General features: G+C 69.5%; 15 protein-coding genes. 3 read left to right on the forward strand and 12 right to left on the reverse strand.

All coding sequences use genetic code 11. The features are described 5' to 3' along the window. Window positions 1-97 precede the first annotated feature (97 nt). The 7 genes from ACU6RU_RS06415 to ACU6RU_RS06445 all read right to left on the reverse strand — a co-directional run bounded on the left by ACU6RU_RS06415 (window position 98) and on the right by ACU6RU_RS06445 (window position 6,013). Complete coding sequence (locus tag ACU6RU_RS06415; RefSeq protein WP_120262721.1) at window positions 98-811, reverse strand: FadR/GntR family transcriptional regulator; 714 nt, start codon at window positions 809-811, stop codon at window positions 98-100. A gap of 130 nt (window positions 812-941) precedes the next feature. Beyond that, window positions 942-1,835, reverse strand: coding sequence for a bifunctional DNA-formamidopyrimidine glycosylase/DNA-(apurinic or apyrimidinic site) lyase (mutM, locus tag ACU6RU_RS06420; protein WP_446726149.1), 894 nt, complete (start codon window positions 1,833-1,835; stop codon window positions 942-944). Then, window positions 1,828-2,520, reverse strand: a complete 693-nt coding sequence (rnc, locus tag ACU6RU_RS06425; protein WP_120262723.1) for a ribonuclease III — start codon at window positions 2,518-2,520, stop codon at window positions 1,828-1,830. The genes mutM and rnc overlap by 8 nt, the downstream gene beginning before the upstream one ends. Window positions 2,521-2,531: 11 nt before the next feature. Beyond that, window positions 2,532-2,741, reverse strand: a complete 210-nt coding sequence (gene rpmF / locus ACU6RU_RS06430) for a 50S ribosomal protein L32 (RefSeq protein ID WP_013586329.1) — start codon at window positions 2,739-2,741, stop codon at window positions 2,532-2,534. A gap of 2 nt (window positions 2,742-2,743) precedes the next feature. After that, a complete protein-coding gene (locus ACU6RU_RS06435) occupies window positions 2,744-3,241 on the reverse strand; it encodes a YceD family protein (RefSeq protein WP_120264314.1) in 498 nt (165 codons plus the stop codon). A 105-nt stretch (window positions 3,242-3,346) separates the two neighbouring features. Further along, window positions 3,347-3,844, reverse strand: a complete 498-nt coding sequence (gene coaD, locus ACU6RU_RS06440) for a pantetheine-phosphate adenylyltransferase (RefSeq protein ID WP_120262724.1) — start codon at window positions 3,842-3,844, stop codon at window positions 3,347-3,349. 9 nt (window positions 3,845-3,853) lie between these two features. Continuing rightward, window positions 3,854-6,013, reverse strand: coding sequence for an ATP-dependent DNA helicase RecG (locus ACU6RU_RS06445; RefSeq protein ID WP_446726150.1), 2,160 nt, complete (start codon window positions 6,011-6,013; stop codon window positions 3,854-3,856). 57 nt (window positions 6,014-6,070) lie between these two features. Between ACU6RU_RS06445 and ACU6RU_RS06450 the strand changes: the two genes are divergently transcribed. Together ACU6RU_RS06450 and rsmD are read left to right on the forward strand one after the other, a co-directional pair. Next, a complete protein-coding gene (locus ACU6RU_RS06450) occupies window positions 6,071-6,685 on the forward strand; it encodes a 1-acyl-sn-glycerol-3-phosphate acyltransferase (RefSeq protein ID WP_120262726.1) in 615 nt (204 codons plus the stop codon). Further along, the gene (gene rsmD, locus ACU6RU_RS06455) at window positions 6,682-7,278 is read left to right on the forward strand and encodes a 16S rRNA (guanine(966)-N(2))-methyltransferase RsmD (protein ID WP_289331378.1); all 597 of its coding nucleotides are present in this window, start codon (window positions 6,682-6,684) and stop codon (window positions 7,276-7,278) included. The genes ACU6RU_RS06450 and rsmD overlap by 4 nt, the downstream gene beginning before the upstream one ends. On the opposite strand, the gene thiL is transcribed toward rsmD, so the two are convergent. Then, window positions 7,248-8,246 (reverse strand): thiamine-phosphate kinase, encoded by a 999-nt coding sequence (gene thiL / locus ACU6RU_RS06460; RefSeq protein ID WP_446726151.1) that lies wholly within the window; start codon window positions 8,244-8,246, stop codon window positions 7,248-7,250. The two genes, rsmD and thiL, sit on opposite strands and share 31 nt — an antisense overlap. A gap of 54 nt (window positions 8,247-8,300) precedes the next feature. On the opposite strand from thiL, the gene ACU6RU_RS06465 reads away from it, so the two are divergent. Beyond that, window positions 8,301-8,813, forward strand: coding sequence for a DUF3515 family protein (locus ACU6RU_RS06465; protein WP_446726152.1), 513 nt, complete (start codon window positions 8,301-8,303; stop codon window positions 8,811-8,813). Between the two features lie 33 nt (window positions 8,814-8,846). Here ACU6RU_RS06465 and ACU6RU_RS06470 read toward each other — a convergent pair whose 3' ends face one another. From ACU6RU_RS06470 to murA, 4 genes are read right to left on the reverse strand one after another with little or no spacing between them, the layout of a single operon-like run. Beyond that, entirely contained in the window at window positions 8,847-9,947 is a 1,101-nt protein-coding gene (locus tag ACU6RU_RS06470; protein WP_120262730.1) for a D-alanine--D-alanine ligase family protein, read from the reverse strand. Then, window positions 9,847-10,983, reverse strand: coding sequence for an NAD(P)H-dependent glycerol-3-phosphate dehydrogenase (locus ACU6RU_RS06475; RefSeq protein ID WP_120262731.1), 1,137 nt, complete (start codon window positions 10,981-10,983; stop codon window positions 9,847-9,849). Before ACU6RU_RS06475 ends, ACU6RU_RS06470 begins: the two co-directional genes overlap by 101 nt. Continuing rightward, entirely contained in the window at window positions 10,973-11,737 is a 765-nt protein-coding gene (locus tag ACU6RU_RS06480) for a lysophospholipid acyltransferase family protein (RefSeq protein ID WP_120262732.1), read from the reverse strand. Before ACU6RU_RS06480 ends, ACU6RU_RS06475 begins: the two co-directional genes overlap by 11 nt. Before the next feature lie 3 nt (window positions 11,738-11,740). Beyond that, entirely contained in the window at window positions 11,741-13,108 is a 1,368-nt protein-coding gene (murA, locus tag ACU6RU_RS06485) for a UDP-N-acetylglucosamine 1-carboxyvinyltransferase (protein WP_120262733.1), read from the reverse strand. Between the last annotated feature and the right edge of the window lie 69 nt (window positions 13,109-13,177).

Raw genomic sequence — 13,177 nt, forward strand, 5'->3', positions numbered from 1 at the left:
TCGCGGGAACACCGGTCGGCGATGGACTCGGGGCGTGGTCGTCGGAAGGCACGTCCTCGCGTCAGGAGTCGGCGATCATCGGCGCCGGCGTTTCAGATCACAGCCTGTCGATACGATCCACGGCCGCGTCCACGGCGCGCAGATGATGGCTCATGGCAGCCGAAGCCTCGCCCGGCGCTCCAGCCGCGATGGCTTCGAGGATGCGGCGGTGCTCGACGTCGGATTCTTCCGCGCGGGCTGCGACGAGGGTCAGGAATCCGGATTGCCGAACCATGGCCTCGCGGATCTCGCCGACCATGCGCTCGAAGATGCCGTTGCGGCTCAGTCGCGCAATGGTCGTGTGGAATCGGGCGTCGAGCTCGACCCACCGGATGATGCCGCCGTCGAGCTCGCCGCGCGTGATGGCTTCCATTTCGTCGATCAGCTGCCTCAACGTCGCGACGTCGTCGTCGCTCCGATGTGCAGCGGCGAGGGCGACAGCGGGCATCTCGATATGGGGTCGAGCCTCGGACAGTTCACGAGCCGAGTAGCGGCCGAGCTTCAGGCCCTCGTCCTCGGTCTGCGAGACGACGCGAGTCCCACTCCCCGTCCGGGTGACGGTCAGGCCCAGGGTCGCGCACCCGAGGAGCGCTTCGCGAACGACCGGCCGGCTGACACCGAACTCGGCGGCGAGCTTGGCCTCGGACGGCAGCTTCGAACCGACGGGGAAGGTCCCGTCACGGATCGCCTTGCGGAGCGCTCGAAGCACGGCTTCGGCTGCTGGTACCCGGCGGATGGGTGCGAGCACGCCCGGTTTCGCGTCTTCAGCCATCGACTCAACCTCCCGGAGCGGCAACATGATTAGCTGCCTGACAGCTTATGAAAGCACGGCGACTCGCCCACGCGCAAGGGTTGCGCCCCGCTCGTGCCACGTACGGCGGGCGCGGAGCCCGCCTGCCCCGTCACCTCCGCCGCTGGCAGCGCGGGCAGTAGTGCGATGAGCGATTCGTGAACGCGACCCGGATGATCGCGGACCCGCACCGCGAACATTCCGCTCCGGTGCGCCCGTAGGCCTCGAGCGAGTGAGCGAAGTAGCCGGCCTGCCCGTTGACGTTGACGTACTGGGCGTCGAAACTCGTACCGCCCTCTGCAAGAGCCTTCGTCATGACCGCGACGACGGCCTCGAGGAGGCGTTCGCGCGCAGGCCGCGAGAGGAGGGATGCCGCGGTCTCCGGGTGAATGCGGGCAGCCCACAGCGCCTCGTCGGCGTAGATGTTGCCGATGCCGCTGACCACACCCTGGTCGAGCAGGACGCGCTTGATGCCCGACGAGCGGCGGGCCAGCTCCCGATGAAAGCGCGGCGCGTCGAAGGCCGGGTCGAGGGGGTCGCGGGCGATGTGTCGCACCTGACCCGGAACCAGTGCAGCATCGGTTCCCCGCCCGCCTGCGGCTCCGTCGGCGGTGGCCTCGAGATCGTCCACTGCGAGGGAGCCGAAGGTCCGCTGGTCGACGAAGAGCACGGCGAGCTCGCCGTGCTCGGGATGAACGATGTCCCAGCGAATGCGTTCGTGACGCTCGGTGGGCGCACCCGGCTCGCGGAGCAGCATCTGCCCGCTCATCCCGAGGTGCGCGATCACAGCGCGGCCCGTGCCCTGCACCGGGAACCACAGGAACTTGCCGCGGCGCGCTACCGCCTTCAACGAGCGGCCGGTCAGCTCGCGCTCGAACGACTCCGGCGTCCCGACGTGTCGGGTGAGCGCGCGAGGGTCCAGGACCGTGCACGCCTCGATACGCGCACCGACGACGGCAGGCTCGAGCCCGGCACGAACGACCTCGACCTCGGGCAGTTCAGGCACGGGCTGACAGCTCGTGCCACACAGACAGGGCCGCAGCCATCTCCGCCTGTTTCTTGCTGCTCCCCACGCCTTGGCGTGACACGTCGCCAACCGTGACGGTCGCGGTGAACACGCGGTTGTGGTCCGGTCCCGACGCCTCGATAGCGTATACGGGCGGCGCGACCCCCAGATGGGCCGCCAGCTCCTGCAGCGAAGTCTTCGGGTCCATGGCAGCGCCGTACCGCGCCGGATCCGCTAGCAGGGGGGCGACCAATCGCAGCACGAGGTCTTGCGCCTTCTCGGCTCCCGCCGACAGGAACGCCGCGCCGATCACGGCCTCCATCGCGTCGGCGAGGATCGAGTCCTTGTCGCGCCCGCCGGTTTGCGTCTCGCCGCGGCCGAGCATGATGTGGTCGCCGAGCCCGATCGTCCGAGCGACCTCGGCGAGAGCGACCGTCGAGACGACACTCGCACGCCGCTTGGCCAACGCCCCCTCATCGAGGTCGGGATGGGTGCGGAAGAGGTGCACGGTGACGGCTTGGCCCAGGATCGAGTCGCCGAGGAATTCCAGGCGCTCGTTGTGGGGCGTCCCGCCGTTCTCATAGGCATACGACCGATGAGTGAGGGCGAGCGACAGAAGCTCGGGGTCGATGTCGACCCCGAGCTTGTCGGTGAGCGCCGAGCGCTCGGTGATGTTCTCAGTCACGCCGCTCGTCGTCAGACGTCAGCGACCTTGCGACCCTTGTACTCGAGGAACAGCTCGGTGCCCTGCGAGTCGGTGACGACCTTCGCCTGGTGGGGGCGGCTGTAGACGACCTTGCCGTTCTCGATGGTCTTGACGAGGGCGGGAGCCTCGGCCTTCCACTGCGCGCGACGCGAACGCGTGTTGGAGCGGGAGACCTTCCGCTTCGGGGGGTTACCTGCCATGGCTAGCTCTTCTCTGTGTCGGGCGCGACGCGGTGGTCTGCGTCGTCGTGGTCTGGGGTGTAGGCCGTCAGCGCGGCCCAGCGCGGGTCGATCTGCACCTGCTCGGCAGGTTCCGTTCCCGGCGTCAGCTTCTCACCCGTGACCGGGTCGAGCCCGGGGCAATCCGGCTGACACACCGGCTGGAACGGAAGCGCCAGGACGATCGAGTCCCTGACCGGAGTTTCAAGATCCACGTGGTCGTCTTGAACCTCGAAGTCGGACGCTTCGTCCCCAGAATACCCGAAGAGCTCCTGAAACTCGATTCGGAGGGGGCGTGTCAGCTCCGTGAGGCACCGACCGCACACACCGTCGTAGACGGTGTCGGCCTCAGCGGTCGCCAGGATGCCCTCGTGCACCGACTCGAGGCGTACTTCGAGATCGATCGGCTGGCCCGCAGCGACGGAGACGAGACCCTCGCCCCACTTGTCGGGCGCGGGCACGCTGAACGCGAACTCCCGCATCTCCCCCGGCTGGCGCACGATGTCGTGCACGGGGATGACGAATGGTCCGGTGACGTGCTTTCTACCCACGATCGACCATGGTAGTCGCCGCGAGGGCGTCCGGACTCAGATGCCGCGCGATCCCGTGTCGAGGAAGCGGGCGACGGGCCCCGGTACGAACGGCGCGACGTCTCCGCCGAGTGAGGCGACCTGTCGCACGAGCGAGCTCGACACGAGCGCGTGCGCCGGGTCGGGAAGCAGGAACACGGTCTCGATCCGGGCGAGGTGTCGGTTCACGATCGCCATCGGCGTCTCGTAGGCCACGTCGACCTGCGAGCGGATGCCCTTGACGAGGATGCCGGCGCCGACGTCGGTGGCGTAGTCGACGAGCAGACCCATGCTCCACGCCGCAACCACGATCTCGCCCTCGATGCCGGCCTCGTCGATCGACTGCTCGAGAAGCGCCTGCCGCTGCGCGATGGGGAGCATCGCCTCTTTGCCGGGGTTGTGGACGACCAGAACGTGGAGCTGGTCGTACAGAGCCGCAGCCCGACGGATCACATCGAGATGGCCGAGGGTCGGCGGATCGAAGGAGCCGGGCACGACCGCGATCCGGTTGCTCATGGTCTGAGCCTAGTTCCTGTGGAGCGCGCCGCGCTCCTCTTCGCCCAGGCGCCGCGCGATGGCGGCGGCGAGCCCGGGATGCCCCGACAGATCGGGGTCGTGCTGCAGCACCGACGCGGCCTCGTCGCGCGCCTGCGCGATCAGATCGGCATCAGCGACGACGCGCAGGAGACGCAGCGATGACCGCGCGCCCGACTGAGCGTCGCCCAGGACGTCTCCCTCGCCTCGGAGCTCGAGGTCGACCTCGGCGAGGGAGAAGCCGTCGGTCGTGGCCGCCACTGCCTCTACGCGCGACCGCGCAGCCGTGTCGGGGTCGGCCTCGGTGACGAGGAGACACAGCCCGGGCACGCTCCCTCGGCCGACGCGTCCGCGGAGCTGGTGCAGCTGCGACACACCGAAGCGCTCGGCCTCGAGGATCACCATCGTCGAGGCGTTGGGCACGTCGACGCCGACCTCCACCACGGTCGTGGCCACGAGTACGTCGATGTCACCGCGGGCGAAGGCCTGCATGACGGCATCCTTCTCGTCGGCTGGCATCTTGCCGTGCAACGTCGCCACGGTGAGGTCTGCGAACGACGGATGCTGTGCGAGCATCGCGGTGGCCTGCACGACTCCCCAGCGTGTGCGCGTTCGCGTGCCGTCTTCGAGCATGCCCGCGTCGTCGGTGTCGTCGACGACGGCCTTCTCGGCGTCGATCGCCGCGCACACGACGAAGGCCTGCCTGCCGGCCGCGACCTCTTCTGCCACGCGCTCCCACACACGGCCGAACCATCCCGGCTTCTCGGCGAGGGGCGCGACGAACGTGGAGATGCCCGCGCGCCCGGTCGGCATCGTGCGGATCGTGGAGACGTCGAGGTCTCCGAAGACCGTCATCGCCACCGTCCGCGGAATCGGCGTCGCGGTCAGGACGAGCACGTGCGGGGAGGTGCCTTTCGCGCGAAGCGCCTCGCGCTGCTCGACGCCGAACCGGTGCTGCTCGTCGACGACGACCAGACCGAGATCGGCGAATGTCGTCGAGGCGCTCAGCAGCGCGTGGGTGCCCACGACGATCCGCGCTTGCCCGGATGCCGCGCGCAGGGCGGCCTTTCGCCGTTCGGCCGCGGGCTGCGCCCCGGTGAGCAGCGTGGGCATGAGCTCGGGCGCCAGTCGCGGGCCGAGCATCTTCGCAATCGATCGCACGTGCTGCGCGGCGAGAACCTCGGTCGGCGCGATGAGCGCCGCCTGGCCTCCGGACTGCGCGACCTGCAGCATCGCCCGCAGGGCCACGAGCGTCTTGCCCGATCCGACCTCGCCCTGCACCAATCTGTTCATCGGCCATTCGTTGACGAGATCGTCGGCGATCGCGTCGCCGACAGCGATCTGATCGGGCGTGCGCTCGAACGGGAGGGCGGCGTCGAACTGCTCGAGCAGGTCGCCCGCGGGCCGCGCGGTGGCGGCGAGCTGCCGCACCTGGATGCGATGTTGCAGCAGCGCCGCCTGGAGGACGAAGGCCTCGTGCATGCGGAGCGTCTCGAACCCCGGACGCACCTGCTCGGGGACAGTCGGTGTGTGCACCTGGACGAGCGCCGTCCGTGCATCGAGGAGCTGACGGCGTTCGCGCAGTTTGTCGGGCAGCGGATCGGGCACGTCGCCGAGCCGGCCGATCACGTCGGCGATGATCTTGCGCAGCTGCCAGCTCGTGATGGTGCTCGTGGCGGAGTAGATGGGGATCGGTTCGAGGCTTCGTGCCACGGCCGTCACGCGCGCCTCGACCTCGTCGTCGAAGAGCTCGTAGTCGGGGTGGGCGAACTGCTGCTTCCCCTTGAACACGCCGACCTTGCCGGAGAAGATGCCCTGCCGCCCGACACGGAGCTCTTGCAGCCGCCATTTCTGTCCGAAGAAGGTCAGCGTCGCCTCGCCGACACCGTCGCTGATGACGACCTCGATCAGCGACCCGCGACGCTGACGCATGGGACGCTCGGACACCGATTTCACCTCCGCGACGATCGTCGCCATCTCGCCCACGGGAAGGGACGAGATGGGGGTCAGCTCACCCCGACGGGCGTAGCGACGCGGGTAGTGCGCGAGCAGGTCGCCGACCGTCGACATCGAGAACGCGCGCGACAGAGTCGCGGCGACCTTCTCACCCACGGCCTGCACCAGCGGGGTATCCAGGTCGACCTGCGGCATGGAGTCGAGTCTAGGCAGGAGGTCGGACACGCTGCCGCCAGGCTTTACGGTAAGAGCATGCTCCGACGCGCGATCGCCCGCCTCTTCTGGACGTTCAGCCGCTGGCGCCTCGTCAGCACCCCCGCCCCCACAGGGCCGACCATCCTCATCGGGGCGCCGCACACCTCCAACTGGGACTTCGTGCTGATGCTCGCGATCGCGTGGCGCCTGCAGATACCCATCCGTTGGCTCGGCAAGAAGAGCCTGTTCCGCGGCTGGCGGCGCGGCCCGATGCGTCGTCTGGGCGGCATCCCCGTCGATCGCGACGACCCCTCGCGCGTCGTCGACGATGTGCTCGCGCAGATCGCCGCGGGCGAGGTGTTCGGTCTCGTCATCACCCCTGATGGGACGCGCACCTCCCGTAACGGGTGGAAGTCGGGCTTCTATCGCATCGCCCGCGCCTCGGGCCTGCCCGTGACCCTCGGGTACGTCGATCGCACCACCATGACCACCGGCCTCGGCCCGACGATCGAGCTCACGGGCGACGTCGCCGCCGACATGGACGTCATCCGCGAGTTCTACGCCGATAAGGCCGGGTTCCGTCCCGAGCTGCGCAGCGAGCCGCGCCTGCGCGACGAGGAACGCGGCAGCGCCGGCGACGACACTGTCACGCGGGCTGCGGGGCCGTCATGACGCGGATCATCGCCGGCTCCGCGGGATCGCTCGTCCTGCGGGTTCCCGATCGGGGCACCCGCCCGACGAGCGACCGGGTGCGCGAATCGCTCTTCGGCGGGCTCGACGCGTCGGGCATCCTCGACGGCGCCCGCGTGCTCGACCTCTATGCCGGCTCGGGCGCCCTCGGACTCGAGGCTGTCAGCCGTGGAGCGGCGTCCGTCGACCTCGTCGAGAAGTCGACCGCGGCAGCCGCGGTGACCGAGCGGAATGCGCGCACTGTCGCCCGTGCCGTCGGCTCATCGGCCGTCCGAGTCCATCGCAGCAGCGCCGACGCATTCCTCCAGTCGGCATCCGGGCCCTTCGACCTCGTCTTCGTCGACCCGCCATACGACCTCGACGACGAAGCCCTCGCGGTCACTCTCGCGCTGCTGGGCGAGGTCGCCGCGCCGGGTGCGATCGTCATCGTCGAACGCGCCAGCCGCTCCCCCGAGCCCCGTGTTCCGGCGCTCCTCGAACCGCTGCGCAGCAAGCGCTACGGCGACACTGCGCTGTGGTGGTTCGAACGCGCGATCGACGACGATCAGCCGCCGGCACCGTCCCAGTCGCGATAGGGATCCCATCCGCCGGCTGACCGCTCCGCCCGACCGTCGACGGTGAGCGGGACGGAACCGGCCTCACTCACCGAACCGATCGCACGGAAGCCCGCCGGCAGGGCCGTCCCCTCGGGGAAGGTCGCGAGGAGGGCGTGATCCTCCCCGCCGCGGAGAGCACGATCGCTGTCCACGCCGAGCGCACTCCGTTCGAGGTCGACCGTCACGCCGGACGAACGGGCGAGCCGACGGGCATCCCGCACGAGTCCGTCGGAGACGTCCATCATCGCGGTGGCCCCAGAGCGCGCCGCGACCACCCCAGAGGCGATGGGCGGGCGCGGGCGGAGCTGGCCCGCCACCGCCGCACGCTCTGAGTCGGACAGCGACCCGGCGTCGACAGTGATGGCGGCGCCTCGCTCATCGCGGAACCGTTCGAACAGGATGTCGAGACCCGCCGCCGCGAGCCCGACATCTCCGCAGATCGCCACGACGTCGCCGGGACGCGCACCCGACCGCAGCACCGGAGCGCGACCGGGTTCCAGCTCGCCGATCGCGGTGACGGCGACCGTGAGCGTGTCAGAACTGGTGAGATCGCCCCCGGCGACCCGGCATCCCGGTGCGAGCTCCTCGCAGGCCTCACGGAGGCCGGCCGCGAGCTCGCCCACGAACCCGATGGTCGTCTCGGGAGGCATCGCCAGCGCGACGAACAGCGCGACGGGGCGTGCACCCATCGCGGCGACGTCGGCGAGATTGACCGCCGCTGCCTTCGCGCCGAGGTCTCGACCCGACGACCACGCGAGACGGAAGTCGGGACCGTGGATGAGCGTGTCTGTGGTCACGACGACGCGCGCGTCGCTGAGACGGAGGACCGCCGCGTCGTCGCCCGGCCCGACGAGGGCATCCGAGGGACCGAGGCATTCGAGAATGTGCGCGAGCACCGCCTCTTCCGAGAGCGAGCCGACGGGGGTGGCGGATGCGGGCTCGGGCATGCGTCCACGCTACCGCCGCGGTCGGCCCTGCTCGCCGCGCAGTACCCTGGAGAGGTGTCCCGCCGCCGAATGATCCCCGCTCTCGTCCTGGCCTCGGTGGCCCTCGTCCTCGCAGGCTGCGCCGGTACCGTCAACGTTCCATCGGCGCCGCAGGCGAACTCCCCCGAGTGCGCGGACGTCATGGTCCGCCTTCCCCAGACCGTCGCCGGTGCGGAGCGACGCTGGACCGACAGTCAGGCCACCGCGGCATGGGGCGACCCCACGACCGTCATCTTCTCGTGCGGCGTCGCGTCGCCCGGTCCGACGACGCTGCGGTGCGAGTCGGTGGCGGGCGTCGACTGGGTGATCGACGAGTCCGAAGCACCCAAGTTCCGGGTCGTCACATTCGGCCGCACCCCCGCCGTCGAGCTCTACTTCGACACCGAGACCTCCGACGACGCGCAAGGCGTCTCGAGCCGCCAGGTGCTCGACGAGCTCTCGCGGGTCGTCTCCCGCCTCCCCCGCGACGGCGGCGAATGCGTCGACCGCGCGGAGGCGACGCCGGTGCCGACGCCGGTCAGCCCCTGAGGCAGTGCCACAGGCCGCGTCGTCCGCGTGCGCTCAGACGCGCTCGGACACTCGCGAGAGCGCGACCTCGATCAGTTCGGAGATGAGATCGCCGTAGCTGAGGCCCGAGGCGATCCAGCACTTGGGGAACATCGAGATCGGCGTGAACCCCGGCATCGTGTTCAGCTCGTTGACGTACAGGCCGTCCGCCGTCTGGAAGAAGTCGACGCGCGCCAGACCGCGACCGTCGACGGCGGTGAAAGCGGCGACCGCCATGCGCTGGAGCGCATCGATCTCGTCGGCCGTGACGTCGGCGGGGCAGACGACCTCCGCGCCGTCACCACCGAGGTACTTGCCTTCGAAGTCGTAGAACTCGCGGGTCGTCAGCACGATCTCGCCCGGCAACGACGCGCGGGCCGGCTCACCGCCGCGACCTTCCAGGACCGCCACCTCGACCTCGCGGCCGACGATCGCAGGCTCGATGAGCACCTTGCCGTCTTCCGCGAACGCCAGCTCGAGAGCGGCGTCGAGTTCAGCAGCCTCGTGGACCTTCGAGACGCCGACGCTCGATCCGGCGCGCGCCGGCTTGACGAAGCTCGGGATGCCGAGGGCTGCGGCATCCGCTCGAACGCCCTCGGGATCACGACGCCATCGCGCCTCGTCCACGGTCACCCACGGAGCGACCGGGATGCCGGCTGCCTGCAGCACGATCTTCATGAAGTGCTTGTCCATGCACAGCGCGGAATCGAAGACCCCGCCTCCGGCGTAGGGCAGCTGCAGCGTGTCGAAGAAGCCCTGAATCGTGCCGTCCTCGCCGTGGGGACCGTGCAGGATCGGCAGCACGACATCGACTTCGCCGAGCGCGTCGACCGTTCCGTCGGCGCGGCGCACGCGCAGCTCGCGACGGCCGCCGGGCTCCGGCCACAGCACCCGTGTGCCGTTGTCGGCGACCTCGGGCATCCGTTCCGGGTTCAGGGCGAACTTGTCGGCGTCGTCGTCCTCGAGGACGAACGCGCCTTCCCGCGTGATCCCGACCGGGATCACGCGATAGCGCTCACGATCGATCGCGCGCAGCACCCCGGCCGCCGTGGCGGAACTGATCGAATGCTCGCTGGAACGCCCGCCGAAGAGCACCGCTACTGTTGTCGTCGCCATGGGGGGTCCTCTCGCCGGTCGGCTTGTCGTCGTCGGTGGTCAGGTGGGGCGCGATGTCGCGCGGGTTCATCGTGCCGTCCAAGACCATCTTGACCTGCTCGACGATGGGCATCTGCACCCCCGCCGCGCGCGCCAGCGTCAGAACGGGCGCCACCGAAGCGAGTCCCTCGGCGGTCTGGTCCATCTGCTTCACGACGTCCTGGAACGAGAACCCCTGTCCGAGCAGGCGTCCGGCGGTGTTGTTGCGACTGAGGGGCGATTGGCACGTCGCGATCAGGTCGCCGAGCCCGGCGAGACCCTGGAGCGTCTCGGGTTGCGCGCCCTGTGCCACCGCGAAGTCCGTCATCTCGACGAGACCGCGCGTGATGATCGAGGCCTTCGTGTTCTCGCCGTACCCGACACCGTCGACGATGCCGATCGCGACGGCGATGAGGTTCTTGAGCACACCGCCGAACTCGGTGCCGACCACGTCGGTGTTCACGAACGAGCGGAAGTAGGTGTTGCGAGACCGCAGCGCGACGGCTTCGGCGGTCTCCTGGCTGGTCGAGGCGATGACCGCAGCCGTCGGCTGCTCCCGCGCGATCTCGAGCGCCAGGTTCGGGCCGGAGGCCACGGCGATGCGATTCGGGTCGCAGTCGAGACCCTGCTCGATCACCTGACTCATCCGCAGTCCCGTGCGCTTCTCCACCCCCTTCATGAGGGAGACCACCGGCATGGAGCCGCCGGCGATCAGTGGACGGATGGCCGTGAGGTTCTCGCGCAGCGCCTGGCTCGAGACGGCGAGGTAGACCTGTTCGGCCCCCTCCAGCGCCTCCGAGAGATGATGGGTGGCCGTCATCGAACGCGGAAGATTGATGCCGGGGAGATACCGGCTGTTGCGCTTGCCCTCGCGGATCTCATGCGCGAGTTCCGCGCGCCTCGCCCACATCGTGACCTGCGCGCCGCCGTCCGCGAGGACCTTCCCGAACGTCGTACCCCAGCTTCCCGAGCCGATGACAGTGACGCGGGGGCCAATGGTCTCGGTCTTACGGCTCAAGGCGACCCGTCTCCTTCTGACCGTGCTGCCCCGGGTTCCAGCGCTGGGCGGGCGGCTCTTCGCCGCGTAGCTCTCCGAGCAGACCCGCGATGCGTCCCATCACCGCATCCGTCGCCGCGACGAGCTGACTGGGCGACGGTGTGACGCCGGACTCGAGGGGCAGCTCGACGCGCGGGCCGAACCGCACCCGGATGCGCTTGCGGAGCGGCCACACGCTGAACTTGCCGTAGCGCGGCATGATTGCCTGCACTCCCCACGTCGCGACGGGGATGATCGGGATGTCGCCCGCCACCGCGACGCGAACCGCGCCGGACTTGCCGCGCATCGGCCACAGATCGGGCTCCCGCGTGAGGGACCCTTCCGGGTAGACGATCACGCCACGACCGTCGGCCACCAGCTCGGCGGCCTGGGCGATCGCCTGCCCCGCAGCGGATGCCGACGTCGTCCGCGAGACGGGGATCATGCCGAGGCCCTTGAGCACCGCGCCGACGACCGGAACCCGGAAGAGGCTCTCCTTCGCCATGAATCGCGGCGCCCGTCCGAGCCGCCAGGTCGCGACGGCGATCACGATCGGATCGAACTCGCTGTAGTGGTTCGGCGCGAGGACGTACGGACCCTCTTCAGGCAGATGCTCCCCACCCTCGATCTCGATCTTGGCGAGCAGACCGACCGCCGGCAGGACGACGGCTGCCGCCAACCAGAACGGAGTCGGCTTCGTCTTCTCGGGGGACGCGCGACGGCGGTTGTGGGACATGCGTCAGCCGATGATGTCGAAGTCGGCGCCGAGCGCCTCGAGCTTGTCGAAGAACTTCTCGTAGCCCCGGCGGATGATCCCGACGTTGCGAACGACCGACGTCCCCTCGGCTGCGAGAGCCGCGATGACGTAGCTGTAGCCGCCGCGGAGGTCGGGCACGACCACGTCCGCGCCGTGCAACGGCGTGGGGCCGGTGATCACGGCCGCCTGCTCGAGGGCCCGGCGCGGGACACGACGCTCCGGGCTCGCGATGCCCTCGGGGTGCACGACGATCTGCGCGCCCATCTTGTTCAGCGCCTGAGTGAACCCGAGTCGGTTCTCGTACACCGTCTCGTGGACGGTCGAGACGCCTTCGGCCTGCGTCAGGGCGACGATGAGCGGCTGCTGCCAGTCGGTCATGAACCCGGGGTGGACGTCGGTCTCGACCGAGACGGGGCGCAGCGCGCCGTCACGACGGAAGCGGATGCCGTCCTCCCGGATGTCGAAGTCGCCTCCGGCCTTGCGGAAGACGTTGAGGAACGTCAGCATCTCCTGCTGCTTCGCACCGCCGACGAAGATGTCGCCGTCGGTCGCCAGAGCGGCGCACGCCCACGACGCCGCTTCGTTGCGGTCGAAGATCGATCGGTGGTCGTAGCCGCGGAGCTTGTCGACACCTTCGATGAAGATGACGCGGTTCGGCTCATAGGAGATGATCGCGCCCATCTTCTGCAGGACGGCGATGAGGTCCATGATCTCGGGCTCGATGGCGGCGTTGCGAAGCTCGGTCGTGCCCTTGGCACGCACCGCGGTCAGCAGAACCTGCTCCGTCGCGCCGACGCTCGGGTAGGGCAGCTCGATGTCGGCCCCGTGGAGGCCGTCGGGTGCCGAGAGGCGGATGCCGCTGGGCTGCTTGTCGACGATCGCTCCGAACTTGCGCAGCGCGTCGAGGTGGAAGTCGATCGGTCGGTCGCCGATGCGGCATCCACCGAGGTCGGGGATGAAGGCCTGACCGAGCAGGTGCAGGAGCGGCCCGCAGAACAGGATCGGGATGCGCGAGGCACCCGCGTGCGCATCGATCTCCTCGAAGCCCGCCGACTCCGCCCCGCTCGGGTCGAGCCGGTACGTGCCTTCGCCGTCGTCGGCCACCGTCACACCATGCACCTCGAGCAGCGAGCGCACCACGGCGACATCGCTGATATCGGGCACGTCCCGCAACACGCTCTCGGTCCCACCGAGCAGCGAGGCCACCATCGCCTTCGTCGCGAAGTTCTTCGCACCCTTGACGTCGACACGTCCGACGAGGGGCCGTCCGCCCCGGATCTCGAGGATCTCGCCGTCTTCGCGGCGGCTGCCGTTCTCCGATGCGTTCGGCTCACTCGACGGAGTGCTCATGCAGGACTTCCTCACTTGGTGATCGAGGGCGGGGCGGATTCTCGCCCCACGGTTCAGGGGCGTGATCCG

The organism is Microbacterium sp. F1-18 (assembly GCF_052921305.1).